The 26,959-nt window shown below is 66.6% G+C and carries 24 protein-coding genes; 6 read left to right on the top strand and 18 right to left on the bottom strand.

What is annotated here, in order from left to right; translation table 11 throughout:
- Window positions 1-40 precede the first annotated feature (40 nt).
- The gene (locus RIE31_01475) at window positions 41-1,402 is read left to right on the top strand and encodes a divergent polysaccharide deacetylase family protein (protein MEQ8639274.1); all 1,362 of its coding nucleotides are present in this window, start codon (window positions 41-43) and stop codon (window positions 1,400-1,402) included.
- 10 nt (window positions 1,403-1,412) lie between these two features.
- On the top strand, window positions 1,413-1,919 hold the full coding sequence (locus tag RIE31_01470; GenBank protein ID MEQ8639273.1) for an RNA pyrophosphohydrolase: 507 nt from the start codon (window positions 1,413-1,415) through the stop codon (window positions 1,917-1,919).
- Window positions 1,920-1,961: 42 nt separating this feature from the next.
- Here RIE31_01470 and RIE31_01465 read toward each other — a convergent pair whose 3' ends face one another.
- The 7 genes from RIE31_01465 to RIE31_01435 form a co-directional block, all read right to left on the bottom strand.
- Complete coding sequence (locus RIE31_01465) at window positions 1,962-2,807, bottom strand: ferritin-like domain-containing protein (protein ID MEQ8639272.1); 846 nt, start codon at window positions 2,805-2,807, stop codon at window positions 1,962-1,964.
- A 165-nt stretch (window positions 2,808-2,972) separates the two neighbouring features.
- Window positions 2,973-3,383, bottom strand: coding sequence for a F0F1 ATP synthase subunit epsilon (locus RIE31_01460; protein ID MEQ8639271.1), 411 nt, complete (start codon window positions 3,381-3,383; stop codon window positions 2,973-2,975).
- 53 nt (window positions 3,384-3,436) lie between these two features.
- Window positions 3,437-4,861, bottom strand: a complete 1,425-nt coding sequence (gene atpD / locus RIE31_01455; GenBank protein ID MEQ8639270.1) for a F0F1 ATP synthase subunit beta — start codon at window positions 4,859-4,861, stop codon at window positions 3,437-3,439.
- A 30-nt stretch (window positions 4,862-4,891) separates the two neighbouring features.
- On the bottom strand, window positions 4,892-5,806 hold the full coding sequence (locus RIE31_01450) for a F0F1 ATP synthase subunit gamma (protein MEQ8639269.1): 915 nt from the start codon (window positions 5,804-5,806) through the stop codon (window positions 4,892-4,894).
- A gap of 56 nt (window positions 5,807-5,862) precedes the next feature.
- On the bottom strand, window positions 5,863-7,392 hold the full coding sequence (gene atpA, locus RIE31_01445; GenBank protein MEQ8639268.1) for a F0F1 ATP synthase subunit alpha: 1,530 nt from the start codon (window positions 7,390-7,392) through the stop codon (window positions 5,863-5,865).
- A gap of 87 nt (window positions 7,393-7,479) precedes the next feature.
- The gene (locus RIE31_01440; GenBank protein ID MEQ8639267.1) at window positions 7,480-8,049 is read right to left on the bottom strand and encodes a F0F1 ATP synthase subunit delta; all 570 of its coding nucleotides are present in this window, start codon (window positions 8,047-8,049) and stop codon (window positions 7,480-7,482) included.
- A gap of 259 nt (window positions 8,050-8,308) precedes the next feature.
- Complete coding sequence (locus RIE31_01435) at window positions 8,309-10,546, bottom strand: primosomal protein N' (protein ID MEQ8639266.1); 2,238 nt, start codon at window positions 10,544-10,546, stop codon at window positions 8,309-8,311.
- A 125-nt stretch (window positions 10,547-10,671) separates the two neighbouring features.
- Between RIE31_01435 and RIE31_01430 the strand changes: the two genes are divergently transcribed.
- From RIE31_01430 to RIE31_01420, 3 genes are read left to right on the top strand one after another with little or no spacing between them, the layout of a single operon-like run.
- Complete coding sequence (locus RIE31_01430) at window positions 10,672-10,794, top strand: hypothetical protein (GenBank protein MEQ8639265.1); 123 nt, start codon at window positions 10,672-10,674, stop codon at window positions 10,792-10,794.
- 5 nt (window positions 10,795-10,799) lie between these two features.
- Entirely contained in the window at window positions 10,800-11,567 is a 768-nt protein-coding gene (locus RIE31_01425) for a DUF484 family protein (GenBank protein ID MEQ8639264.1), read from the top strand.
- Window positions 11,546-12,523, top strand: a complete 978-nt coding sequence (locus RIE31_01420) for a tyrosine recombinase XerC (GenBank protein MEQ8639263.1) — start codon at window positions 11,546-11,548, stop codon at window positions 12,521-12,523. The genes RIE31_01425 and RIE31_01420 overlap by 22 nt, the downstream gene beginning before the upstream one ends.
- A 31-nt stretch (window positions 12,524-12,554) precedes the next feature.
- Here RIE31_01420 and RIE31_01415 read toward each other — a convergent pair whose 3' ends face one another.
- From RIE31_01415 to RIE31_01370, 10 genes are all read right to left on the bottom strand, one after another.
- Window positions 12,555-13,328 (bottom strand): FkbM family methyltransferase, encoded by a 774-nt coding sequence (locus RIE31_01415; GenBank protein ID MEQ8639262.1) that lies wholly within the window; start codon window positions 13,326-13,328, stop codon window positions 12,555-12,557.
- Window positions 13,329-13,360: 32 nt separating this feature from the next.
- Window positions 13,361-13,729, bottom strand: a complete 369-nt coding sequence (locus tag RIE31_01410) for a hypothetical protein (protein MEQ8639261.1) — start codon at window positions 13,727-13,729, stop codon at window positions 13,361-13,363.
- Between the two features lie 11 nt (window positions 13,730-13,740).
- Window positions 13,741-15,153, bottom strand: coding sequence for a dihydrolipoyl dehydrogenase (lpdA, locus tag RIE31_01405; protein MEQ8639260.1), 1,413 nt, complete (start codon window positions 15,151-15,153; stop codon window positions 13,741-13,743).
- A 76-nt stretch (window positions 15,154-15,229) separates the two neighbouring features.
- Complete coding sequence (gene odhB, locus RIE31_01400; protein ID MEQ8639259.1) at window positions 15,230-16,588, bottom strand: 2-oxoglutarate dehydrogenase complex dihydrolipoyllysine-residue succinyltransferase; 1,359 nt, start codon at window positions 16,586-16,588, stop codon at window positions 15,230-15,232.
- Window positions 16,589-16,663: 75 nt separating this feature from the next.
- The gene (locus tag RIE31_01395; GenBank protein ID MEQ8639258.1) at window positions 16,664-19,579 is read right to left on the bottom strand and encodes a 2-oxoglutarate dehydrogenase E1 component; all 2,916 of its coding nucleotides are present in this window, start codon (window positions 19,577-19,579) and stop codon (window positions 16,664-16,666) included.
- Between the two features lie 20 nt (window positions 19,580-19,599).
- Window positions 19,600-20,493 carry a succinate--CoA ligase subunit alpha gene (gene sucD / locus RIE31_01390; GenBank protein ID MEQ8639257.1) on the bottom strand — a complete coding sequence of 298 codons (894 nt, stop codon included), beginning with the start codon at window positions 20,491-20,493 and terminating at the stop codon, window positions 19,600-19,602.
- On the bottom strand, window positions 20,493-21,665 hold the full coding sequence (gene sucC / locus RIE31_01385; GenBank protein MEQ8639256.1) for an ADP-forming succinate--CoA ligase subunit beta: 1,173 nt from the start codon (window positions 21,663-21,665) through the stop codon (window positions 20,493-20,495). Before sucC ends, sucD begins: the two co-directional genes overlap by 1 nt.
- A 294-nt stretch (window positions 21,666-21,959) precedes the next feature.
- Complete coding sequence (mdh, locus tag RIE31_01380) at window positions 21,960-22,937, bottom strand: malate dehydrogenase (protein ID MEQ8639255.1); 978 nt, start codon at window positions 22,935-22,937, stop codon at window positions 21,960-21,962.
- A gap of 117 nt (window positions 22,938-23,054) precedes the next feature.
- Window positions 23,055-24,380 carry an MFS transporter gene (locus tag RIE31_01375; protein ID MEQ8639254.1) on the bottom strand — a complete coding sequence of 442 codons (1,326 nt, stop codon included), beginning with the start codon at window positions 24,378-24,380 and terminating at the stop codon, window positions 23,055-23,057.
- A gap of 87 nt (window positions 24,381-24,467) precedes the next feature.
- On the bottom strand, window positions 24,468-25,745 hold the full coding sequence (locus RIE31_01370; GenBank protein MEQ8639253.1) for an MFS transporter: 1,278 nt from the start codon (window positions 25,743-25,745) through the stop codon (window positions 24,468-24,470).
- A gap of 171 nt (window positions 25,746-25,916) precedes the next feature.
- Here RIE31_01370 and RIE31_01365 point away from each other — a divergent pair, with 171 nt between their 5' ends.
- A complete protein-coding gene (locus tag RIE31_01365; GenBank protein ID MEQ8639252.1) occupies window positions 25,917-26,123 on the top strand; it encodes a DUF6494 family protein in 207 nt (68 codons plus the stop codon).
- A gap of 43 nt (window positions 26,124-26,166) precedes the next feature.
- On the opposite strand, the gene RIE31_01360 is transcribed toward RIE31_01365, so the two are convergent.
- Entirely contained in the window at window positions 26,167-26,946 is a 780-nt protein-coding gene (locus RIE31_01360) for a succinate dehydrogenase iron-sulfur subunit (GenBank protein MEQ8639251.1), read from the bottom strand.
- Window positions 26,947-26,959 lie beyond the last annotated feature (13 nt).

The following is a 26,959-nucleotide window of genomic DNA, read 5'->3' as shown; positions in this document are numbered from 1 at the left end:
GCCGGCACGGCCGGCACCCGTCAGGCGCCTGAAGCCACCCATGGCCCGCGCCGGCACACCGCAGGCGACCGCACCCCGGCGTCCGGGGCTGGGTCTGGCTCTGGCGACGCTGGCCGTCATTGTCGGGTTGGGCGGCCTGCTGGCCTGGCTGAGCCTGGCCTCGGCGCCCGGCACCGGCGGACCGGCCGTCGTGTCGCCGGCTGACTACACCGCCCCTGCGATCAGCCTGACCCTGCCACCACCGGTGCCACAGGTTCCGGCTGGCCCGTCCGAATCGCCGGGCACCGCACAGCCAACATCGACTCAAGCGGACCAGACCGACGGGCTTGCCGCCGCCGCACCGGCCGCCACCGCCACCACCGCCGCCGGCACAGCGGAAGGTGGCGACGCGGCGGGTCAATCGACGAGCCAGGACCCGGCCCCGTCCGCTTCGTCCACAATAACAGAGGCCACAGCGGCGGCGGCCGGCGCAGACCCCGAAAAGACGACAGACCCGGCCACGGTGGAGGTCGCCTCCGCCGCGCCGGCGGTTGAGCCCGCTCCGACCGCCCCCACGGCGGCGCCGGCGGTCGGGGCGGATCGGCCGGCGCCGCCGGACCCGGCCCTGACGGAGCCCGGCCCGACCGGCCCGCTGCCCCGAATCGGCGATGACGGGCGCACCCCATGGCGCGCCTATGCCAGACCCTTCGACCCCAGCGAGCGACGACCGCGCATTGCGGTCATCGTCAGTTGGCTTGGCCTGTCCCGCGCCGCTACCGAAACGGCTATCCAGAACCTGCCGGCCGGGGTGACTCTGGCTTTCTCACCCTATGCCGATGATCTGGACACCTGGCTGGCCCGGGCCCGTGCGGCAGGCCACGAGACCCTGCTCAACCTGCCCATGGAACCCGTCGGCTATCCGGTGCAGGACCCCGGCCCCAACACCCTGCTGACCGGTCTTCCCGCCGACGAGAACCGGGCGCGCCTGCAATGGCTTCTGAGCCGGGTATCGGGCTATGTGGGCGTGATCAACCATATGGGATCACGCTTTACGACGACGCCGGATTCCCTGCGTCCGGTCCTGGACGAGGTGCGCGTTCGCGGTCTTCTGTTTGTTGACAGCCGTGCCGCCGCCGACAGCGCCGTCGGCCAGGTCTCTCGCGTCATCGGTCTGCCCTATGTGGTCAACGACCGTAACATTGACCATCAGGCGACCCGCGACGCTATCGACGCTCAACTGGCGGAGATCGAACAGATCGCCGCGCGCACCGGCCAGGCGGTTGCGGTTGGGCTGCACTTCCCGGTCACTCTGGAGCGGCTGGCTCTGTGGCTGCCAACACTGGAAGCCAAGGGCTTTGTCCTGGCGCCGGTCAGCACCATGCTGGAGAACCCCGAGGTGGCCAGCGCGGCGCCCGCACCATGACTGACACACCATGACCGACGCGCCGAAGCGACGCCTGGACGTGGCGCGGCCCTATCGTCGCGGCGTCGGTATCCTGCTGTTCAACCGGGCCGGCCTGGTCTTCGTCGGCCAGCGCCACGACATGACCGGCAGCGCATGGCAGATGCCGCAGGGTGGCATTGACGACGGCGAGGAAGCGGCGGCAGCGGCCTGTCGGGAACTCAATGAAGAAACGGGCGTACCGCCTGATCTGGCGGAAATCGTCGGTCAGACTGGGTGGATTCGTTATGACCTGCCGGAAGGTCTGTCGCAAACCGCCTGGCAGGGGCGCTTTCGTGGTCAGGAGCAGATCTGGTTCGCCATGCGCTTTCTTGGCGAAGACAAGGACGTGGACCTTGATGCCGATGGCCATGCGGCGGAGTTCCGTACCTGGCGCTGGGTAGCGCCGGCCCGCCTGCCGGGACTGGTGGTTTCCTTCAAGCGAGGCGCCTATCGCCGCGTCCTGGCCGAACTCGGACGACTCGTCCGACCGGCCTGACACAACCATACGCCAGCCAGATCCGGGTGACGCCCGGCCGGTTCAGGCGACTCGCATACCCATGATGTAGTCATCGCCCGCGGCGCCCGGCCCATGTCGCGCCTTGCGCCGCATCATCCAATAGGCCATCCGGGCCAGGGGCCGGTTGAGCCGACCCCAGGGCTGGAACCCTGCCGCTTTGAGCGCCATGGCGACGCCGCGCTCCACATGGCGCGGCCGATACAGACGCGCCGCCCGGTTGAGATAGGCCTTGCTCCAGCGCCGGCGGGAATAGGGCGCGTCGCCGCCATTGGCGGCATAGTAGGCATAGGCCAGTTCGTCATCCTCGGTTTCGGTGATGCGCCGCGCCGCCACCATAAAGCGCCGCAGACGGCTGATCTTCTCCTGCTTCAGATAGCGCCGCAGATGGCTGTAGAACAGCTTGTAGTGGCGCAGTTCGTCAGCCGCGATATTCTGGCATATCTCCCTCAAGACCGGCTCATCGCTGGCTTCAGCCAGCGCGGAGTAGTACGAGCTGGTCCCCACCTCAACGATGCAGCGTGACAGCAGCTCCGCCGCGCGCGAGCCGCGAATGGACTCGGTTGCGTCAAGCGTCAGGCTGAAGCCGTCGCGGAAGCGCTGAAAACAGGTATCGAAATCAAAATCGGGGTCGGCCAGCCCGGCCCAGCGAGCAAGCGCCCGGCCGTGCTGCACCTCTTCATGGGCCCAGGTCAGCGCCGCCTGCTGAAACGCAGGATCATCGTGAAACACATTGCACAGATAGCGGCCATAGTCGGCGCCGTTGTGCTCCACATTGGCGGCCGCCTTGACGATGCGCAGGACTTCCGGATTCACCCGCAGAGGGTCGAACCGGTCCCAGCGAATGTCCTCCAGACTCCAGCCCTTCATCGCCACACCCCGTCGCTTTGACCCCCGGCCTGTGTTCGCCAGGATAAACAGGGAACGCCCGAAGTATAGGCCGGGTGGCCGCAGATTTGGAGTCCGCTCCGGCACAACGGCTGAACGGGGCCGCGACCCCAGAGGGCTATCGGGAAGACATTCCCGGAACGCCGCCTAGGTGGCGGAATCGAGCACCGCCAGGCGGGCCTCAGCGGCGGCGATGGCGGCGGTGGCGGCGCGCATCTCGCGCTCGTCCGTGCTGTCCGCCAGATCCTCGCGCAACTCTTTCAGGCGCTGCTCGATAACGCCGCGATCCAGGTCTTCCAGTGAATCGGCTTCCTGGGCCAGAACCGTCAACCGATTGTCCGACACCTCGGCGAATCCGCCGGAGACAAACAGCCGACGGCTGACCTGGCCGCCGTCATAGACCGCGATCAGGCCCGGACGCATGGCGGAAATCACCGGCGCATGGCCCGGCAGGACGCCAAAATCCCCCTCCTCGCCGGGCACCACCACCATCTCCACCTGTTCCGACAACAACAACCGGTCAGGCGACACCAGTTCGAAGGTGAATGTATCGGCCATTATCTCTGTCCTGCTCTCGCCTGCGCCAGGCAGGCGTTCCGCGTCATCCGGCTCTAGGCCGCGTCAGCCGCCATCTGGCGCGCCTTGTCGACGGCCTCTTCGATGGTGCCCACCATGTAAAAGGCGCCCTCCGGCATATCGTCATACTCGCCGGCCACCAGGCCCTTGAAGCCGCGGATCGTATCCTCCAGCGCCACCAGCTTGCCCGGCGATCCGGTAAACACCTCGGCAACGAAGAAGGGCTGCGACAGGAAGCGCTGTATCTTGCGCGCCCGCGCTACCGTCAGCCGGTCTTCTTCCGAAAGCTCGTCCATACCGAGAATGGCGATGATGTCCTGCAGATTCTTATAGGTCTGCAGAACGCGCTGCACCTCTCTGGCCACCTGATAATGCTCCTCACCCACCACCCGCGGGTCGAGAATACGCGAGGTGGAGTCCAGCGGGTCCACCGCCGGGTAAATGCCAAGCTCTGCGATCTGGCGGCTGAGCACCGTGGTGGCATCCAGGTGAGAGAATGACGTGGCCGGCGCCGGGTCGGTCAGATCGTCGGCCGGCACATAGATCGCCTGCACCGAGGTGATGGACCCCTTGTTGGTGGTGGTGATCCGTTCCTGCAGCGCACCCATGTCGGTACCCAGTGTCGGCTGATAACCAACAGCCGACGGGATGCGCCCCAGCAGAGCCGAAACCTCGGAGCCCGCCTGGGTGAAGCGGAAGATATTGTCGACGAAGAACAGGACATCCTGCCCCTCCTCGTCACGGAAATACTCGGCCAGCGTCAGGCCGGTCAGACCGACCCGCGCACGCGCGCCCGGCGGCTCATTCATCTGGCCATAGACCAGGGCCGCCTTGGACTCGTCGCTGTCCAGCTTGATGACGCCCGATTCGATCATCTCATGGTAGAGATCATTGCCCTCGCGGGTCCGCTCGCCGACCCCGGCGAAGACGGAATAGCCGCCATGGGCGCGGGCTACATTGTTGATAAGCTCCTGGATCAGCACGGTCTTGCCGACACCGGCGCCACCAAACAGGCCGACCTTGCCGCCGCGGGCATAGGGCGCCAGCAGATCAACAACCTTGATGCCGGTCACCAGGATTTCGACCTCCGTGGACTGATCCACCAGCGGCGGCGCCTCACGGTGAATCGGCATGCGGGTCTTGGTCTCAATGGCCCCTCGTTCATCGATCGGCTGGCCAATGACGTTGACGATGCGGCCCAGCATCTCCGGCCCGACCGGCACGGTGATGGCGTCGCCCGTATCCACCACTTCCTGACCGCGCACCAGGCCTTCGGTGGCGTCCATGGCGATGGTCCGCACGGTCTTTTCACCCAGATGCTGCGCCACCTCAAGAACCAGGGTCTGGCCCTGGTTCTGCACTTGAAGGGCGTTCAGAATCGCCGGCAAGTCGCCTTCGAACTGGACGTCAACCACCGCGCCTGTCACCTGGCTCACGCGGCCAACGAGGTTCCGTGCCATGTCAGTCTTCCTCCGTGTCTCGCCGCGGGCCTAGATGGCTTCCGCGCCGGAAATGATCTCGATAAGTTCGGTTGTAATGGCGGCCTGCCGGGTCCGGTTATAGACCAGCGCCAGCCGGTCGATCATCTCGCCGGCATTGCGAGTCGCATTGTCCATTGCCGTCATGCGTGCGCCGTGTTCGCTGGCGGCGCTTTCCAGCAGTCCGCGATAGACCTGAACCGCCATATTGTCGGGCAGAAGGGCGGCCAGGATATCTTCCTCCGCCGGCTCAAACTCATACACCGCACCGGACGCGGTCTGCGCGCCACCCTCGCTGCCGTCCGCGGTGTCGTCGCTCTCTTCCGCCTCCGGTGGGGTGAACGGAATCAACTGCTGGTGGGTGACGATCTGGCTGATGGCGGAGCGGAACCGGTTATAGACCACGCTCGCCACGTCAAAGGCGCCTTCTTCGAACAGTTCCATGATGCGCTGCGCCACGCCATCGGCCTTCGCGAAATCGAGCGCCGGACGCTGCAGGTCCTGAAAGGTCTCAACGATCTTGTCGCCATGGTCGCGGCGCAGGGCGTCGCGCGCCTTGCGACCGACACACAGCAGCTTGACCGTCTTGCCCTCGGCTTCCAGGCGGCGAATATCACGCTGGGTGGCGCGGATAATGGCGCTGTTGAAGCTGCCGCACAGGCCGCGATCGGCGGTGATCGGGATCAGCAGATGAACCTGGTCCCGCCCGGTGCCGGACAGCAGCGGCGATACCCCTTCGCGACCGCGCGTGCTGGCGGCCAGCGCCCCGACCATGCGTTCCATGCGTTCGGCATAGGGACGCGCCGCTTCCGCCTGTTCCTGGGCACGCCGCAGCTTGCTCGCCGCCACCATCTTCATGGCGGAGGTGATTTTCTGAGTCGAACGCACACTCTGGATGCGTCGGCGCAGTATCTTGAGATTGGCCATGGGCGGTCTGGCGTTCGGTCAGAGGATAGGCGGGTTCAGCGCTGGTTCTGCGGCGATCAGGCGAATGACCGGGCGAAGGCACCGGCCATCTCGGCCAGCGACTTCTCCGTTTCATCCGTCAGTTCACCGGACGACCGTATGGACGTAAGGATATCCTTGCCCTTGTCGCGCACCTGATCGAGAAAGGCCTGTTCGAAACGGCTCACATCGTCCACCGGCACATTATCCAGGTGGCCACGCACACCGAGGAAGATGGATACCACCTGCTCCTCCACCGGCATGGGCGAATACTGCGCCTGTTTCAGCAATTCCGTCAGACGGGCGCCACGGTCGAGCTGTCGACGGGTAGCGGCATCCAGGTCGGAGGCAAACTGGGCGAAGGACGCCATTTCGCGATACTGCGCCAGCTCCAGCTTGATGCGCCCGGCCACTTGCTTCATGGCCTTGATCTGCGCCGCGGAGCCCACCCGGCTGACTGAAATGCCAACATTAATGGCCGGCCGGATGCCCTGATAGAACAGCTCCGTCTCCAGGAAAATCTGACCATCGGTGATGGAGATGACGTTGGTGGGAATATAGGCCGACACGTCACCCGCCTGGGTTTCGATGATCGGCAGCGCGGTCAGCGAGCCGCCGCCATTCTCGTCGTTCATCTTCGCCGCCCGCTCCAGCAGCCGCGAGTGCAGATAGAACACGTCACCCGGATAGGCTTCGCGTCCCGGTGGCCGACGCAGCAACAGGCTCATCTGGCGATAGGCCGTGGCCTGCTTTGACAGATCGTCATAGATGATCAGGGCGTGCATCCCGTTGTCGCGGAAGTACTCACCCATGGCCGTCGCCGTATAGGGCGCCAGGAACTGCATGGGCGCCGGGTCGGACGCGGTGGCGGCCACCACGATGGTGTAGTCGAAGGCGCCGAAGTCCTGCAGCGTCTTGACCGTCTGCGCCACGGTGGAACGCTTCTGACCGACCGAGCAGTAGATGCAATAGAGCTTCTTCGATTCGTCTCCGCCGGCGTTGGCGGTGCGTTGGTTGATGATGGCGTCAATGGCCACCGCTGTCTTGCCGGTCTGGCGGTCGCCGATGATCAGTTCCCGCTGGCCGCGGCCGACCGGCACCAGGCTGTCGATGGCCTTGAGGCCCGTTTGCACCGGCTCGTGCACACTGCGTCGGGGGATGATGCCCGGGGCCTTGACGTCCACCCGGCGGCGTTCGCTGAACGCCACATCACCCTTGCCGTCGATGGGGTTGCCCAAACCGTCAACCACCCGGCCCAGCAAAGCCTTGCCAACGCCCGTATCCACAATGGCGCCGGTCCGCTTGACCGTGTCGCCTTCCTTGATGCCCCGGTCGATGCCGAAAATAACGACGCCCACATTGTCCACTTCCAGGTTCAGCGCCATACCGCGAATGCCACCCGGAAACTCCACCAGCTCGCCGGCCTGCACCTGATCCAGACCATAGACGCGGGCAACGCCGTCACCGACGCTGAGCACCGTGCCGACCTCGGAAACATCGGCTCCGGTGTCAAAACTGGCGATCTCCTGGCGCAGGATGGCCGAAATTTCTGCGGCACGAATATCCATGGCTCTGCCCTCTACCCTTTCTCTGGCGACGCCCGTTTTCGGGCGACGTCTCTTGAATCACAACGGTGCGCGCCTGGCGGCGCGGTCTCAGGCGGTCTGGCGACTGCTGCGCAGGCGATGGCGCAGACGCTCCAGCTTCGATTTCAGTGAACTGTCGATCATGCGTGAGCCGATGCGAATGACGAGGCCGCCGAGAATCTCCGGCTCCACCCGTCGCGTCATACCAATTCGTTCGCCCAGAGCGCGACGCAACGCTGCATCCAGCGCCCGAACTTCGTCATCGTCCAGATCGCGGGCGCTGACCACTTCGGCCTGCACCTCACCGCGGCGGCGGGCCAGCTCGGCGAGAAAGGCGGCAATGATGTCGCCCAGGGCGAACAGCCGGCGATGGCGGGCCACAACGGCGGCAAAGCGGCGGGTCAGGGGATCGGCCCCGGCATCCGCCAGCACCCGGTCCAGCGCCCGTTCCTGCTCGGCCCGGCCGAACAGCGGACTGCGCACCAGATGGCGCAGGTCGTCATGACTGCGCAGGGCCTGGGCCAGCGCCGACAGATCGGCGGCGACAGTGTCCAGCGCCCCTCCGTCCTCGGCCAGGCCATACAGGGCCGCCGCATAGCGACGGGCCAGTCCGCTCGTCCCGCTGCTTCCCGCTGCCAAGGGTGGGCCTCCGCCGCCTCCCCACGGGAGGCCTCAAACTATTGATATCACGAGGAAAAACTTATCCCCGCCGGAGCCGGAACAGGGTCCCGGCCGGCATTCGGCTGTCTAGCACGAGGTTGCCCGGGCCGCAACCAAGCCCGGCCTCCGATCCTCGCTGCCGACGCCTTACCGGGCGCCGCCCGGGGTTCGCCACAGTCCGCGCCCGGGCCCGATCAAACCGGCTCCCACGCGCCGGCCTCGCATGGTGCCGGGCCGGTCAGACAAAGCTGTAGGGATCCATATCTATCTGCAGGCGCACCGCTGCCGGCAGACGCACTGCCCCCGTCCAGCGGGCGAGCACGGCGGAAAGGTCCGTGCTGCGGGACGCCCGCACCAGCAGACGGTGACGATGACGGCCACGCAGCAGAGCCAGCGGCGCCGGCGCCGGTCCCATCACCGTCAGCCCGTCAGGCGCGCGGCGGGCCAGCGTCGCCGCCACCGCGGTCACCTGCTGCAAATCGCGACCGGAGATGATCAGGGCCGCCAGGCGGCTGAACGGCGGCCAGCCCTGCTCACGACGAATGGCCGCCTCCGCCGCCAGGAAGCGGTCGCGATCGCCGGCCGCCAGCGCCGCCATCACCGGATGCTCCGGCATATAGGTCTGCAGGAAGACGCGTCCTGGCCGTTCGGCCCGGCCGGCCCGGCCGGCCACCTGATGCAGCAACTGCCACGACCGTTCCGCCGCCCGGAGGTCACCGCCGGCCAGGCCCAGGTCGGCATCGACGACACCGACCAGGGTGAGCAAAGGGAAGTGATGACCCTTGGCCACAAGCTGGGTGCCGATCAGCAGATCCACCTCATGGGCCGCCACCTGGGCAATGAGACTTTCGGCGGCGGCCGGTCCCGACAATGTGTCGCTGGCCATCACCGCGATACGGGCGGTGGGCGCCAGACGCGCTGCCTCCTCCGCCAGCCGTTCGACGCCGGGGCCGCAGGCGGCGAAATTATCCTCTGCACCACACGCCGGGCAGACCGTCGGCCGATCAGCCGTATGGCCGCAATGGTGGCATTGCAGGATGCCGGCCAGGCGATGCTCCACCAGCCAGGCCGAGCAGTGCGGGCAGGCCAGCCGGTGGCCACAGCCGCGGCACAGGGTCAGTGGCGCATAGCCGCGACGATTGAGGAACAGCAGGACCTGCTCGCCCTGCGCCAGTGTCGCCGTCAGCGCCGCCTCCATCGGCGGCGCGATCCAGCGACCGCGCGGCGGCGGCGTTCGCCGCAGATCAATCACCTCAACGGCCGGTACGGCCGCCCCGCCGTGGCGATCCGGCAGGACCAGATGGCCATAGCGACCGCGCTGCACGTTTGTCAGGCTCTCCAGTGACGGGGTGGCGCTGGCCAGGATGACCGGAATGCCTTCGATATGGCCGCGCACCACGGCCATGTCCCGGGCGTGATAGGCAACGCCGTCGCCCTGTTTGAAGGCAGCATCATGTTCCTCGTCGACGACGATCAGACCCAGCTCCGCCAGCGGCAGGAACAGGGCGGACCTGGCGCCGGCGACAACCCGTGCCTCGCCCATGGCCACCGCGCGCCAGGCGTGACGCCGGCCGGCCTGACCAAGATCAGAGTGCCAGGCTACGGCGGCGCCGCCGAATCGCGCCTCGAAACGGGCGAACCACTGGGCCGTCAACGCAATCTCCGGCAACAGCACCAGCACCTGGCGACCGCGGCGCAACGCCTCAGCCACCGCCTCGAAATAGACTTCCGTCTTGCCGCTGCCGGTAACCCCGTCAAGCAGCGTGACCGAATAGCCGGCGTCCGTCTGACACGCGGCCACCAATGCGGCGGCGGCGGCGGCCTGATCGGCGCTGAGGTCGGGACCGGCACTGTCCGGGTCCGGCGGTGGCAAAGACCGGCGGGCCGGCAGCGCCACCTCGTGCAGGATACCGGCCGTGGCCAGACCCTTGACCACGCCGGCACTGACGCCGGCCTCGCGGGCGATGTCGCTGGCGGTGCGCGGCGGCCCGTCGGCCAGCAGGTCCAGCACCCGCTGGCGGGCGGGCGTCAAACGCACATTGGCCGCCTTGCGGCTGCGACCATAGGCCCGCACCGGCAGCGCCGGTGTCAAGGCGGCCGGCACGCTCATGGCCATCCGTAGCACCGCGCCGGGAGCTTGTACGGTGTAGGCCGCTACCCACTCAACGAAACGCCGCATGGCCACGGGCATGGCCGGTGCATCCAGCACAGCCGCAACATCGCGCAACCGTGACTCGGCGATGGCCGCATCTCCGGAATCGCCGCACGGCCCATCCCAGACGACACCGACCACCTGGCGTCGGCCAAGCGGCACCAGAACGAAAGCGCCGGCTGTCACCTCCTGCTCGGCGCGATAGACGTATGTCCCACCCAGCGGCAACGGTAACAACACATGAACGCGCTGCGTCGCAACGATCGGCGGCGCATCGGTCACCGGCGGATCATCCGCTGCTGTGCTGGCGCGTTTGGCGGGCATGGCCTACACTCTATCGGCGTTGCGCGGCAGGTCCAGATTGCTCCGCCGGCGCATTGCTGCAAGAGAAGCCGGTCGCAGGCCTTTGGCCGGCCCAAATGTTTGCGGCGCTGTTTTCGGAGCTGTGGATGAAGGTCTTTATGGACAGTATGTCGATTGATGAAGTCAGGGCTGTGCGTTCCGTCGCCTGCAACACGGCCGGTCAGATCATCCTGCCGGATGCGGCGAATACGCCGCGCCGGCACGCCTGACCGTCATGGCCATCAAGCCTGACCCCCATGCCAGCCTGCCGGCCAGCGCGACGGCGGAAGAGGAAGAGGCCTGGGTTGTCACCTGGCTGGCGGCGCACCCGGAGGCGCTGGCCCGTCATGGTGATCGCCTGGCCGACCTGCTGCGGCAGGTGTTGCCGCTCGACCGCTGGCCTGATGACGGCAATGTGGCCGACCTGCAGACCATGCGTCTCGCCCGCCAGAGTGATGAGATCCAGCGACTACGCAGCCAGCGCAGCCGCCTGCTGGCCACCAGCCGGGCCAACCTGAAGGCGCAGGCCCGCGTGCAGGCTGCCGCCCGCAGCCTGATTGGCGCCGCCAGCCTGCATCAGTTTCTCGACATGATCGCCACTGATCTGCCCCATCACCTGGGTCTCGATACGGCGACACTGTGCATAGAAGGAGACGCCCGCCGTCTTGCCAGCGCCATCGGCGCCAATAGCAGCGGTCCGGACGGCGGCGCCCTGCGTCTGCTGGCCCCCGGATCGGTTGACCGGATTCTCGGGCCCGGTCAGGACATTCAACTCCTGGCCGACAAAGCCGGCGATGAAGCGCTGTTCGGTGAACTGGCCGGCCTGGTCCGTTCGCGGGCCGTGCTCCGTCTTACGCTTGGCCCCACAACGCCGGCCGGTGTTCTTGCCCTGGGGTCGCGACGGGCCGGCCTGTTTGCTCCCGATCAGGGCTCTGACCTCCTGCGTTTTCTCGCCGGTCTGATCGAACGCGGTCTCATGGCATGGCTGCGCGGGATCGTCTGAACCGCGCCGCGCCCGACCCGGAGCTGAGCCAGGCGCTTGGCGGCTGGTGTGACTGGCTGACCCACGAGCGCCGCATGAGTCCCGCCACCCTCGACGCCTATCAGCGGGATGTGGCGCAGTGTCTGGAGTTTCTCACCGACCATCATGGCGAGACGCCAACCCTCGACCGGTTGAGCGGCCTCACCCCCGGCGATATCCGTGCCTGGCTGGCCTGGCGCGTCGGCCGCAACACCAGCCACGCCGCCAATGGCCGGGCCCTGTCCAGCCTCAAGAGCCTGGCTCGCTGGCTCAGCCGCAATAGCCGTGCGCGGCTGGACGCGCTGGCCGCCATCCGCACCCCCAGGCGCCGTGAAAGCCTGCCGCGCGCCCTGTCACCCACGGAAGCGGTGCGGGTCACGGCCCTGGCCGGCAATCCAGGGACAGCGGCCAGCCAGGGCGACACGCCACCATGGGTCGATGCCCGGGATCAGGCGGTGTTGCTTCTGCTCTATGGCTGTGGCCTGCGCATTGGCGAAGCACTGGGCCTGGCGCGACGGATCGCGCCGCTTGGCGACAGTCTTGCGGTCACCGGCAAGGGCGGCAAGGATCGCCTGGTGCCGGTCCTGCCGGTGGTGGCCGAGGCGGTGGCGCACTATCTGCGGCAGTGTCCGTGGCCGCTGCCGCCCGATGGACCGCTCTTTGTGGGCCTGCGTGGCCACCGGCTGCAGGCCGCCGTTATTCAAAAACTCATGCGGTCCCTGCGCTCGGACCTGGGCCTACCCGGCAACGCCACTCCTCACGCCCTGCGCCACAGCTTCGCCACTCACCTGCTGGCATCGGGCGGCGACCTGCGCACTATTCAGGAGCTGCTGGGCCACGCTTCGCTCTCCACCACCCAGCGCTACACCGCGCTCGACACCGGCAAGCTTCTGGAAATCTACCGCAAGACGCATCCGTCGGCCCGCGCCGGGTCGTGAAAACCGCGGCGGCGGTGGCCATCCCGGCCCACTAGGTGGCGGCGCCATCCATGGCCGTGCCAGCCGTGTGGGCACCGCCTGCATCACTGGCCGTCCTGAAGAAGACGCCGTCGAACTGCACCATGCGGCCCAGACGACGATCATAATAGCCGGGGATCACCTGGCACAGGCGAAAGCCGGCCGCCGCCAGATGGTCGGCGATCTGACGCCACGGCGCCTCACCCTCATAAAGCGGCGTTAGGGATAACTCTATCTGCCAGCCGGCGATCCGCTCCATGACGGCCGCCGCCCCGTCCAGCGCCGCCGCCTCGCCGCCCTGCACGTCCAGCTTGACGAATACCCGTTCGCCGGGCCTGACCCAGCGCTCCCACTCATGGGCCAGGGTGGTCACCGCCACACGCTCCTGCCGCTCTACGGCGCTGCTCGGCGAACGGCGGGCGAAATCCGACCGCTGCGCCAGCAATGAGCTCATGTCCGATTCCGCCGACACATACAACGTGCTGTCGCCAGCGCCAGACCCCAGCGCCAGCGGCGGCGCCACGTCCCATAGCCGGTCACCGGCGGCGCGACGGCACAGCACCGCATGGGCTGTCGGCAACGGCTCGACCGAGAGAATCCGGCCATCATAGCCAGCGCGCCGCAACGTCGCCGCATACTGGCCGGTGTTGGCCCCGCCATCGATCACCAGTGTCACACGCGCCCGCCGCAACTGGTCCACCAGTTCGGCCCACCCGGCGGCCCCCACCGGCCATCCCCGGATGTCGAAGCCAAGTCCGTGCGACAGCAGGCGTAGGCGGCGTGCCATCCGACGCCACCGACGACCGGCCGCGTACAGACTCACGATCCGTCGCCCGCTTTGCGGTCGACAGCACCCCGCTCGGTCAGGCCGTTGAAGCGCCGCCCAATGCGCCGGGCCGTATGGGTGGCCTGGTCGATCGCCTTGTCCATACGCCCGGACAGGCTGGGATAGCGGTGCCGCAGGCGTTCCTGCCAGCGGGCGGCGCGTGGCGACACTGTGGCCAGCAGGGCCAGCCCCACCAGCAGGAAGAACACCCCTTGCAGGATCGGCAGCACCAGCCCGGCCACGCCCAGCAACAGAAAGCCCCAGGCCGCCGCCACTGTCGACACATAGCGCAACTGCGACATGCGTCGGATGCGCAGGCGTGTCGCCCGCTCCCGTGCGCCGTTGCGTCGCTGGCGGGCCACGGCCCGGCGGCTCAGATGTGAATGGCCCGCCCGGCCACGGCGAGAGCGGCTTCCTTCACCGACTCGTTCAGCGTCGGGTGGGCGTGGAAGGCACGCGCCACGTCCTCGGCGCTACCGTCGAACTCCATGGCCATGACCGCCTCGTGTATCAGGGTGCCGGCATCGGGACCGACGATGTGACAGCCGAGGATGCGATCACTCTTCGCATCGGCCAGAATCTTGACCAGCCCCTCGCTCTCGCCGACCGCACGGGCACGACTCGATGCGGTGAAGGGAAACTTCCCTACAGTATAGGCGATGCCTGCCTCTTTCAGGGCCTCTTCGCTGCGACCGACGGTGGCCGCCTCGGGGTGGGTGTAAACCACGCCCGGCACGGTGGCGTAGTTCACATGGCCGGGCAGACCGGCCAGCCGTTCGGCCAGTGCCACCCCTTCCTCCTCGGCCTTGTGCGCCAGCATGGGTCCACCGATAACGTCGCCAATGGCATAGACATCGTCGGCTGACGTGCGAAAGCCGTCACTGACCGTAATGAAACCGCGCCCATCGGTTTCCACGCCAGCCGCCTCCAGCCCAAGGCCATCGCTGACCGGCTTGCGGCCCACGGCCACCAGTACGCCATCCACTGCCAGCGTGTCCGGCCCGTCCGCCTTCGCCCCTGTGCCGCCGTCACCGGCCGCCGCCAGCGACAGGCGCAGGCCGCCGCGCCCCGCCTTCGCCTCACTCACGCGGGTCGCCAGCCGGAAGGTCACACCCTGCTTTTCGAGAGCCCGGCGCATGACCCTCGCCACCTCACGGTCCATACCCGGTAGAATCCCATCCAGCATTTCGATGACCGTCACCTGGGCGCCAAGCCGGCGCCATACGGATCCCATCTCCAGACCGATATAACCGCCGCCGATCACCGCCAGATGCTTCGGCACTTTTTCCAGGGAAAGCGCGCCGGTGGACGACAGGATGCGTTTCTCGTCGAACGCCAGACCGGGCAGCGCCACCGGCGTCGAGCCCGTGGCGATAGCGATGCTGTCCGCCTGCAGGGTCGGCCCGCCCTCGATGGCCACCCGACCCTTGCCGGCCAGATGGGCGACCCCGTCATAGCGCGTCACCTTGTTCTTCTTGAACAGGCCCTCGACACCGCGCGCCAGGCTGTCCACCACCCGCTCCTTGCGCGCCATCATGGCAGCGAGGTCCAGCTTCGCCGTGGCGGTGATACCGTGCTCGGACAAGCCGTCACGGATCTCCGCATAGAGGCGCGAGGAATGAAGCAAGGCCTTGGACGGGATGCAGCCTACATTGAGGCAAACGCCGCCAAGGTTCGGCGTCTTCTCAACACAGGCGACGTCCAGCCCCAGCTGGGCGGCACGAATGGCACAGACATAGCCGCCCGGCCCGCCGCCGATAATGACCAGATCGTGGGACTGCGCCATGTCACGTCCTTTCGCCGGCGACGGCACAGGGATGGTCCCCGCTGCCGGAATGTTGAGCCCCGTGGCCCGTCTGACCTTACATGGCGATCAGCAGGCGCTCCGGGTCTTCGATCATGTCCTTGATGCGCACCAGGAAGGTCACCGCCTCCCGGCCATCGACAATGCGGTGGTCATAGCTCATCGCCAGATACATCATCGGCCGGACCACCACCTGGCCATCGACGACGATCGGCCGCTCCTGGATCTTGTGCATGCCAAGAATGCCCGACTGCGGCGGATTGAGGATAGGCGTACTCAGCAGCGAACCGAAGACGCCGCCATTGGTGATGGTGAAGGTGCCGCCGGACAGCTCGTCCAGCTTCAGCTTTCCATCGCGGGCGCGGCGGGCATAGTCGCCGATGGTCTTTTCGATATCGGCGAAGCTCATCTGGTCGGCATCGCGCAGCACCGGCACCACCAGGCCATTGTCGGTGGAAACCGCAACACCAATGTCATAGTGGTTCTTGTAGACGATGTCCTCGCCGTCAATCTCGGCATTGACCGCCGGCAGCTCGCGCAGAGCCTCCACCGCCGCTTTCACGAAAATGCTCATGAAGCCAAGGCGCACGCCGTGGCGCTTCTCAAAGCTGTCGCGGAAGCGCGCGCGCATGGCCATCACCGCTGACATGTCCGCCTCGTTAAAGGTGGACAACATGGCGGCGGTGTTCTGCGCTTCCTTCAGGCGTTCGGCGACGCGTTTGCGCAGGCGGGTCATGGGCACCCGCTCTTCGCGCTCGGCGGCCGGCCGGGCCGACGTGGCCGGTGCGCGGGCTTGGGCCGATGGGGCGGCCGGTGGGGCGGATACGCCGGCAGCGGGCCCGGCCGTCTTTTCCGTATCCGGCGCCTTGCTGCCGGCCTTCGCCGTCTCCAGATAAGTCAGCACGTCGCCCTTGGTCAGACGACCGTCCTTGCCGCTGGCGGTAATGGTCGCGGGGTCCAGGTGATGCTCGTCGATCAGCCGGCGGACCGACGGCGCCAGTGGCAGATCTGCCGGTGAGCCGGACGGCGCGGCGGGCTGCGCCGCTTTGGCTTCCGCCGGACGGTCCTTTGCCCCATCCGTCGCCGCTGCCGCCGGTTTGCTCCGGGTCGGCGCAACGCTGGCATCGCCATTGGGCACGGCCCCGGCCGGTTTGCTATCGCCCGCTGCGGCGGACGCCGCCCCGTCGCCAAGCCGCCCCAGCAGGCTGCCGACCTCCACTGTCGTTCCCTCGTCGGCGACAATCTCCTGCAGAACGCCAGCCTGCGCCGCCGGCACTTCCACCGTCACCTTGTCGGTTTCCAGCTCCACCAGGGGTTCGTCCTGGCCGACCGCGTCGCCAACTGCCTTGAGCCACTTGGCAATGGTCGCCTCGGTCACCGATTCACCGAGGGCGGGAACCTTGATGTCGACGGTCATGATGCCGTCTCCCTTGTGTGGCTGGAGGAATGGAGGTCACGAACCAGACGATGGGCACTCATGACAGGGCCTCACTCATGACAGGGCCTCGCTGACCAGCGTGGCCTGCTCCTTGTTATGGCGTGACAGCAGGCCGGTGGCCGGTGCGGCGGCGGCGGCACGACCCACATAACGTGGCCGGGGCATAGTGTGATCGACCGCCAGCGCCGTCTCCTCGATCAACGGGGCAACGAATGTCCAGGCGCCCATGTTGCGTGGCTCCTCCTGGCACCAGATGATTTCTGCCTTGCTGCACTTGGCAAACACGTCACGCAACACATCATCGGGGAACGGATAGAGCTGTTCCAGACGCAGGATAAGAATGTCCCCGGTCTCACGTTTTTCCTGTTCCGCCAGCAGATCATAATAGACCTTGCCGCTGCACAACACGACGCGCCGGGTTTTCTCGTTGCCGGGTGTGTCCTCGGATGTTCCGCCGAAGAGAACACGATGAAACGTGCTGTCCGGACCCATGTCGTCGAGTGTGGAAACGGCGCGGCGGTGACGCAATAGCGACTTTGGCGTCATGACAATCAGCGGCTTGCGGAAGTCACGGTGCATCTGTCGCCGCAGCACATGGAAGAAGTTGGCCGGCGTGGTGCAGTTGACCACCTGCATATTGTCTTCGGCGCACAACTGCAGAAAGCGCTCCAGTCGGGCTGAGGAATGCTCCGGCCCCTGGCCTTCATAGCCGTGCGGAAGCAGCATCACCAGTCCGCTCATGCGCAGCCACTTGGCTTCGCCGGCGCTGATGAACTGGTCAATGATGACCTGAGCGCCATTGGCAAAATCGCCGAACTGCGCCTCCCACAGCACCAGGGCGCCGGGGTCGGCCAGGGTGAAGCCGTACTCGAACCCCAGTACGCCGGCCTCCGACAGCGGGCTGTCCACCACCTCGAAAACGCCAGTGGCGCCCTGCAGGTTGTTCAAAGGAACGAATTTCTCTTCGGTCTCCTGATCCACCAGCACCGAATGACGGTGGCTGAATGTACCGCGCCCGCTGTCCTGACCCGACAGACGGACCGTCACGCCCTCTCGCACCAGAGTGCCGAAGGCCAGCGCCTCGCCCAACGCCCAGTCAATAGGCGCGCCTTCATCGATGGCCCGGTGCTTGGCGTCGAGCTGGCGGCGGATGTTGCGGTGAACATTCAGCCGATGCGGCGGGGTGGTGAGTTGGCGGCCAATGGCCCGCAATTCGCTGATGTCAACGCCGGTGCGGCCGCGCCGTGGCCCGTCCGCCGGCGGCTTCATCTTGGACCATGCGCCTTCCAGCCAGTCCGCCCGGTTGGGCCGGTAGTTTACCGCGGCGTCAAAGGCCTGGTTGAGGCGGTCCTCAAATGCGGAGACAAGACCCTCAAGATCGCTTTCGGCGACCAGGCCTTCGGCCACCAGCCGCTGACCATAAACTTTCGTCACCGGCTTGTGCGTGGCGATTTGCTTATACATCAGCGGCTGCGTAAAGGTCGGTTCATCGCCCTCATTGTGGCCATGGCGGCGATAACAGAACATGTCGATGACCACATCGCTGCCAAAGCGCTGACGGTATTCCACCGCCATCCGGCAGACGTGCACCACCGCTTCCGGATCATCTCCATTGACGTGGAAAATCGGCGCCTGCACACCCTTCGCCACGTCCGAACAATAAGGTGAGGACCGCTGTTGCTTCGGCGCGGTGGTAAAGCCGATCTGGTTGTTGATGATGAAGTGGATGGTGCCGCCCACCTCATAGCCCTTGAGACCGGACAGATCGAGAGTTTCGGCCACCAGGCCCTGACCGGCGAAGGCCGCGTCGCCATGAATGACAATCCCCATGACCTTGGCCCGCTCAGAGTCTTTCCACTGCGCCTGCTTAGCCCGCACCTTGCCCAGCACCACCGGGTCCACCGCCTCCAGGTGCGATGGATTGGCCGATAGCGAAATGTGCAGTTTCTTGCCGTCAAACTCACGGTCGGTCGAGGTGCCCAGGTGATACTTCACGTCGCCTGAACCCTGGACGTCGCCGGCATAGTGGGCGCCGCCCTGAAACTCAGAGAATATCAGCTCATAAGGCTTGTGCAGAACATTGGCCAGGACGTTGAGCCGGCCACGGTGGCTCATGCCAATGACCACTTCGCCGACGCCCACCTCCGTACCGGCGCGCAGAATGGCGGTCAGGCCAGCGACCATGGCTTCGCCGCCGTCAAGACCGAAACGCTTGGTGCCCACATATTTCCGGTCAAGGAAGCGCTCAAAGGTCTCGGCCTCGATCAGGCGCTCCAGGACGCGGCGTTTCTGAGTCTCGTTGAGGTAGGTCTTGTTGCGGCTGGCTTCGGCCCGCTGCTCGACCCAGCGCCGCTTGTCCAGATCCTGAATGTGCATGTACTCGACACCGATAGTGCCGCAGTAAGTCTCGCGCAGAACCTCCAGCACCTGCCGCAGGGTTGCCGTCTCCAGCCCCATGACGCCCGCCAGATAGACTGGCTTGTCGAGATCGGCTTCACTCAGTCCATAGGTCTGATAGCGCAGGTCCGGATGGTCCTCGCGTTCCGCCATCTGCAACGGGTCGAGATCGGCTTCCAGATGACCGCGCACGCGATAACTGCGGATCAACCAGATGGCGGCCAGGGTGCGGTCCAGCGCCGCCTTGATCTCGGGGTTGGCCAGCGCTTCGGCAAACGAGCGCGGCGTCGCCATGACACCGGAAACGGACGGCGACAGGGGTGGCGCGGTGGCGGACGGGCGCGCTGCCAGCTCGCCATTGGCCGGCCGGTACTGCGCCATATGCGGAGGCGTCCAGCTTGCGCCGGAGAGTTCGCGCAGCAAAGTATGGGAATCGTCCTTCAGGTCAGCGAAGAACGCCGCCCAGCTATCGTCCACTCCGGCCGGATCATCCAGCCAGCGGGCATAGAGTCCGGCGATGAACTCGGCATTGACGCCGGACAGAATGGTGGCTTCATCGCTGCTGTGGGCCATGACGTCGCCGGTCCGCCCGATTATCCCTGGCCGCCCAGGACTTCAAGCATCGTGCCGCCAAGGGCGGCGGGCGATTCCGCCACAACGATACCCGCATGGCGCATGGCTTCGATCTTTTCCTCGGCGCCGCCGCGACCACCGGAGATAATCGCCCCCGCATGGCCCATGCGGCGGCCAGGCGGCGCTGTGCGGCCGGCGATAAAGCCGACCACCGGCTTCTTGACGGCGCTGCGTGACAGAAATGCCGCCGCCTCTTCCTCCGCCGTGCCGCCGATCTCGCCGATCATGACGATGCCTTCGGTTTCAGGGTCGCCGAGAAAAAGATCCAGCGCATCGATGAAGTTCATGCCGGCGACGGGATCGCCGCCGATACCGATACATGTGGACTGGCCGAGACCGGCGGCGGTGGTCTGCGCCACTGCCTCATAGGTCAGTGTGCCGGATCGTGAAACAATGCCGACCCGGCCGCGTTTATGAATATGACCCGGCATAATGCCGATTTTGCAGCCACCGTCCGGCCCCGTCGGCGTTATGACGCCCGGACAGTTGGGACCGATCAGGCGACTGCCGGAACCGGCCAGCACCCGCTTCACCCGGACCATGTCCATCACCGGAATACCCTCGGTAATGCACACGATCAGCGCAACGCGGGCGTCCACCGCCTCCAGAATTGCATCGGCGGCAAAGGGCGGCGGCACATAGATCACGCTGGCCGTCGCCTCGGTCCGGGCCACCGCCTCGGCCACTGTATCGAAGACCGGCAGGTCCAGATGGCTGCTGCCACCCTTGCCCGGCGTCACGCCGCCGACCATGCGGGTGCCATAGGCGATCGCCTGCTCGGAATGAAATGTCCCCTGCGAGCCGGTGAAGCCCTGGCAGATGACCCGTGTTGTACCGTTAATCAGAACCGCCATCAGGCCGTCTCCCCGTCAACCGCCGCCACGGCCTTGCGCGCCGCGTCGTCCAGGTCGCTGGCATTAATGATCGGCAGGCCCGACTCGGCCAGGATCTTCTGCCCTTTGTCCACATTTGTGCCGGCCAGGCGGACCACCAGCGGCACCGCCAGGTCCACTTCGCGGGCCGCTGCCACCACTCCTTCGGCGATGACATCGCAGCGCATGATGCCGCCGAAAATATTCACCAGAATGCCGCGCACACCGTCATCGGCTAACAGAATCTTGAACGCCTGGGTGACCCGCTCGGTGGTTGCGCCACCGCCCACATCAAGAAAGTTGGCCGGCGCACCGCCATACAGCTTGATGATGTCCATGGTAGCCATGGCCAGGCCCGCGCCGTTGACCATGCAGCCGATGGAGCCGTCCAGCTTGATATAGTTCAGGTCGTGCTTGCTGGCTTCCACCTCGGCCGGATCTTCTTCCTCCGGATCGCGCAGGTCGGCCACGTCCTTGTGGCGGAACAGGGCGTTGTCGTCGAAGTTCGTCTTGGCGTCGAGGGCGATCAGCGCGCCGTCGCCGGTGACCACCAGCGGGTTGATCTCGATGATGGAGGCATCCAGCTCGACAAACGCCCGGTAGAGATTGGCGAAAAGCTTCACCGCCGCGCCGACCTGCTTGCCTTCCAGTCCCAGCCCGAAAGCGAGACGGCGGCCCTGAAACGGCATGAAGCCGGCGGCCGGATCGATGCTCAGCCGCTGGATTTTCTCCGGGGTGTCATGAGCCACCTGCTCGATGTCCATGCCGCCTTCGGTCGACGCCATGAAGGTGACGCGGCTGGTCGCACGGTCCAGCAGCAGACCCACATAGAGCTCGCGGGCGATGTCACAGCCCTGCTCCACATAAACCAGCCGCACCGGCCGGCCGTGCTCGCCGGTCTGATGGGTCTTGAGCGTCTGGCCGATCAGGCTGTCGGTGACACTGGCCACCTCAGCGACAGAGCGGGCCAGCTTGATGCCGCCAGCCTTGCCGCGGCCGCCCGCATGGATCTGGGCCTTGACCGCCCACACGGCACCGCCCATGGCTTCCGCCGCCTGTCGCGCGGCGGCGCCGTCGGTGGCGACGGCTCCCTGCAGCAGGCCGATGCCGTAGCCGCCAAGAAGCGCCTTGGCCTGGTATTCGTGAACGTTCATGCCTGCTCCGTATTGCTATCCGGGCACTACACCCGGCCGTGTTCGTGATCTGGCCCCGTGGCACCGAACGCCGTGGCCCCGAACCCCGTAACCCGGCACCGTGACCGGACCGTGACCGGCGTGGCCACAGCCCCGCTCTCGTCCCGGTTCAGCCCGGCAATCAGCCACCACCCACTCTGGTGTTAACCATTTATTGTTAAGGAAACCCTAGCACAGCGGCGATAGCCGGACACCCGTCACCATGAACCACCGTCCGGCAGGGCCACCGGTTGCGGTCGGCCGGACGGCTGGACGCTAGGTCTTGCGCGCCTCGAGGCCCTTGACCGCGCGCATCAGGCCACGCACCGCGGCAACCGAGCTTTTGAAAGCCCTTTTCTCCGCCGCCAGCAAGGGGACTTCCACCACCCGCTCGGCGCCGCCGGCGCCGATGACCACCGGCACGCCTACATACATGTCGCGCACGCCATACTGGCCGGTCAGCCAGACAGCGCAGGGCAGAATCCGACGTTTGTCACGCAGATAGGATTCCGCCATCTCGATGGCCGCGGCGGCCGGGGCGAAGTAGGCCGAGCCGGTCTTCAGCAGACTGACGATCTCCGCCCCGCCGTCGCGCGTCCGCTGAACGATCTCGTCCAGCCGTTTCTGGCTGAGCCACTTCATCTTGACCAGATCGGTCAGGGGTACGCCGGCGACCGTGGCATAGCGGGTCAGCGGCACCATGGAATCGCCATGGCCGCCGAGAACGAAGGCGCTGACATCCTCGACCGAGACCTTCATTTCCTCTGCCAGAAAATAGCGAAAGCGCGCGCTGTCCAGTACGCCGGCCATGCCCACCACGCGGGCCGGTGGCAGACCGCAGGCTTCGCGCAGAACCCACACCATCACATCCAGAGGATTCGTGATGCAGATGACAAAGGCGTTCCTGGCATAGCGCTTGATACCGGCGCCTACCGCCTTCATCACTCCCATATTGATGCCCAGCAGGTCATCGCGGCTCATGCCCGGCCGCCGCGCCACACCGGCGGTGACGATGATCACGTCCGCGCCCTTGAGGGCCGCATAGGTCGTGGGCCGCTTGCCGCTGCGGCCGCCAATCGCCGCATCGAAGCCCAGCACCGGGCTGGACTGGGCAATATCCAGGGCCTTGCCCTGGGGAATACCGTCGGCCACATCCACCAGCACCACATCGCCCAGCTCACGCAGTCCGGCAAGCAGGGCAAGCTGGCCGCCGATATTGCCGGCGCCGACAAGGGCGATTTTGCTGCGGGCCATGGTCTCTCTCCCGGTTGCGCACAGGCCTGAATGGGTAGACCCATTCGGCCGTGGCAGCAAGCGTCGGGCCGCGCCAGTCCGGGCCGGGCCAGAGAGGGCGGGCCAGTCCGGACGAAACTAGGGCGCCGTTTCGTCGTGCCGCGGCAAACCTCGGGTCACCGGCGGCGCCAGGCCGTGTGGCGGCTCAGCCCCGTCGCCGGCCGCCGCCGGCGGCGCTTCCTCCACAACCGGCTCGACGATATTGGCGGCGCCGGCCGGGGCCATCTGCGGCGTCGGCGCCAGGGGAGATTCGCTGATCGGCGGCGCGCTGCGGACCGAGCGGCGGTGCAGGGTATAGAGCGCACCGCAGGCGGCCACCGCGGCGACGAACCAGAACAGCCCTGCCGGTCCGGCCAGCTCCATCATCTCGCTGGCGCCCAGCGGGCCGAGAATGGCCCCCACCGACCACAGCAGAAGGAACCCGGCGCTGGCGCCGATACGCTGGGACTCATCGAGATAGTCGTTGAGATAGGCCGCCGCCTGGGGATAGACCGTGGCGCTGGCGCCACTGGTCAGAGCCACCAGGACCAGCAACAGAGTCACCGACAAGCCGCCCAGAGCGATGGTCACCAGAGCGAAGCTGCCGGTTGCCGCATAGGTGGCGAACAGCACCCAGCGCCGGCTGGTCAGGTCCGACAGGCGGCCCACCGGATATTGCGCCAGGACGCCGCCCGTGATGAAGCAGGCCATGAACAGGCCGACGCCACCGATAAGATTGTCCCGCGACAGGGCGAAGACCGGCATCAGGCCCCACATGGCGTTCTGCATCAGGCCGCTGACCACGGCGCTGACCCCGGCCAGCGGCGACACCTTCAGCAGGCCAAGCGGACTCATGCGCTTCGGCGCCACCGCCGGCGGCATGCGCCGCCGGTTCATCAGCATGGGAACCGACGACACCGTCACCAGCACCACCGCGAACAGGAACGGCGTCACCGTTTGCGGCTTGAACACATCCACCAGCAGATTGCCGCCGACTGATCCGATTGAGCCGAGGATCATGTACAGGCTCATGACCCGGCCGCGGGTGACGTTGGTCGACAGGGCCTGCAGCCAGCTTTCGATCACTACGACGGAGCCGAAAGACGCCATGCCGATACCGAAGGCGATCATGTACCAGGCCAGCGCCGGCGGCAGCATCCAGTAGAGGATGGCGCCGACGCTCATCACCCCGGCGAACAACGCGTAGGCGTTGGAGTGCCGGTAACGGTTGATGATGGCGTGGCAGAAGAAGCTGCCGACAATGAGCCCGGCCGTCCCGGCCATGGTCAGCAACGCCACCGGGCGCGGGCCGAACCCGAGCAGGGTCAGATTGAGCACCAGGATCGTGCTGAGCGGCGCAAAGGCCAGGCTGCGGACCATGTTGCAGGTCAGCACCGGTATGGTGGCAGCGGGAATCAGGGCCATGGCGCGCGACCGGAATCAGGGTTGCGATTCGGCCCTTCACTCCGCCCGGCCACCGGCCGTCGGCAAGGACGCCGTATGGCTGTCTCCCTACCGCTTGTCGGCCTCCGAAACAAACGGTTTTTCATCCGCCGTCGCCACGGCTGGCGGCCGGTCCGGCAGGCCATAGGTCGACGGACGCGCCTGTGGCGTGACCACCGCCGGCATGAACTCCGCCTCGTGGCGCGGCGGCGCCGGGCGGCGGGTCATGCGCCACAGGGTGTAGAGCGCCGCCAGTACGGAAATGACGCTGATGTAGTGGTAGAGGCCGGTCGGCCCGGCCATGTCCATGACCTGGGCGGCCGGCAGGGGCCCCGCCAGCAGGCCTATGGAAAAAGCCAGCATCAGGCCGGAATTGGCCGACACGCGCTGATCGTCGCTCAGGAAGTCGTTGACGTAGCTGGTCGCCAGCGGGTAGGTGGCCGCCGCCAGCCCGCCCACCACCGCGGCCATGACCAGCAGCCACCAGCGCTGATCGGCGGCCAGCGTCAGGCCAACCGCCGCCACCGCCAGGGCTACAAACACGCCCAGCATGACTCGCCGCCGGTCGATGCGGTCCGACAGCCAGCCGACCGGGTACATGGTCACCATGCCGCCCACCAGCACCGCCGCCATATAGGTGCCGGGGCCGAAGAACCCGTCGCCGCGCGACAGGGCAAAGACCGCCGACAGGCCGAACTGGGAGCCCATGACGATGCCGCTGACAAAGGTGGCGACAATGCCCAGCGGCGACACCCGATACAGCGCCGCCAGGGACAGGCGTCTTGGCCGCCGCACCGACGGCATGTGATGTCGCGCCGCCAGCATGGGCAGGGGTGAGATGATCATCAGACCGGCGAAGAACAGAAACGGGGCGGCGGTCAAGGCATCGAACCAGTCAACCACCAGCAGGCCGATGGCGCCCGCCGCCTGGCCGATGATCATGTAGAAGCTCATGATCTGGCCGCGCCGCTCATTGCCTGCCAGATGCTGCAGCCAGCTCTCCACTACTACCGTGATGCCGAAGCTCGACGCGCCCATGACAAAGGCGATGGCGAACCACGGCACTGGTGGCGGCAGCGCCGAATAGAGGATCGCACAGCCGCCCACGGCGCCGGCGAACAGGCCATAGGCGCGGACATGGCGCAGCCGGTTGATCAGCCGGTAGGCGAAGAACGAGCCGATGATGAGGCCGGTCATGGATGAGGTCTGGACCAGCGCCGCGACCCGCGCATCGAAACCCAGATCGGTCAGCCGGACGATGACCAGCGTGAAGATTGGGCCAAAGGCGAGCTGGGTGAAGAAGCGGCCGCCCAGAACAGGGATCACCGCCAGAGGCAGCCTGGACATTGAACCTCAGTGTGTTGCTGGAAAATCGTACCGGCGCCCGAACCGTCACTGGCGCCACGGGCCCGCCATCGCCGGCCGGGCACCCTGCGCTACTGGGCGGGTGCTGTAAAGACGCGGACGGCGGCGCTACACTGGCGAGTTGACCGTGCTCACTCCAACAGGAGACCCGCCATGGACGAAGACCGCTTCAATATGAGTGTGCGCAAGTTCCTCAAGGTCGTCGGTGTCACCTCTCAGCGCGAGATTGAGATGGCCGTCCGTCAGGCGCTCGACAGTGGCAAGCTCGCCGGCGGCGAAACCCTGCCGGTGCAGATGACGTTGCGGCTCGGCGCGGTTGGCCTGGACCATGAGATCAAGGGCGAAATCAGCCTGGACTGACGGTCCGCGTCCCGCCGGCCAGCGGATCAGCGGTGCGGCCGGCTCAGCGCCGGGCCACCATCATCTTCTTGATCTCGCCGATGGCCTTGGCCGGGTTCAGGCCCTTGGGACAGGCCTGGGTGCAGTTCATGATGGTGTGACAGCGATACAACTTGAACGGATCTTCCAGCGCGTCCAGCCGCTCGCCGGTGGCCTCGTCGCGCGAATCCGCCAGCCAGCGGTATGACTGCAGCAGCACCGCCGGCCCCAGATAGCGTTCCGGATTCCACCAATAGCTGGGGCACGACGTCTGGCAGCAGAAGCACAGAACGCATTCCCACAGCCCGTCCAGCTTGCGCCGCTCACCGGGCGACTGCAGGCGCTCGCGGTCCGGCTCCTCCGGTGAGTCGGCCTTAAGCCACGGTTCCACCGAGGCAAGCTGGGCATAGACCCCGGTCAGGTCCGGCACCAGATCCTTGACCACCGGCATATGCGGCAACGGCAGCACACGCACGTCGCCCTTCACGTCCTCGATGGGCTTGGTGCAGGCCAGCGTGTTCTCGCCATTGATGTTCATGGCGCACGACCCGCACACCCCCTCGCGGCACGAGCGGCGGAAGGTCAGGGTCGAATCCACCTCGTTCTTGATCTTGATGAGAGCGTCGAGAACCATCGGCCCGGTGTCGTCCAGGTCCAGCGTGAAGGTATCGAGCTGCGGATTGCCACCTTCGTCGGGGCTCCAGCGATACACTACAAAGCGGCGCGGATCGCTGGCGCCGGCCGGCGCTTCATGGCTGGCGCCGGCAACGGGGCGCGAGGCGCGGGGCAGGGTCAGTTCGGCCATGAAGCGGATTCCC

The organism is Alphaproteobacteria bacterium, from assembly GCA_040218575.1.
Lineage (GTDB): Bacteria > Pseudomonadota > Alphaproteobacteria > JAVJRE01 > JAVJRE01 > JAVJRE01.
The sequence above is the reverse complement of the archived record's forward strand: the minus strand, read 5'-3'. Positions and strand labels throughout refer to the sequence as shown.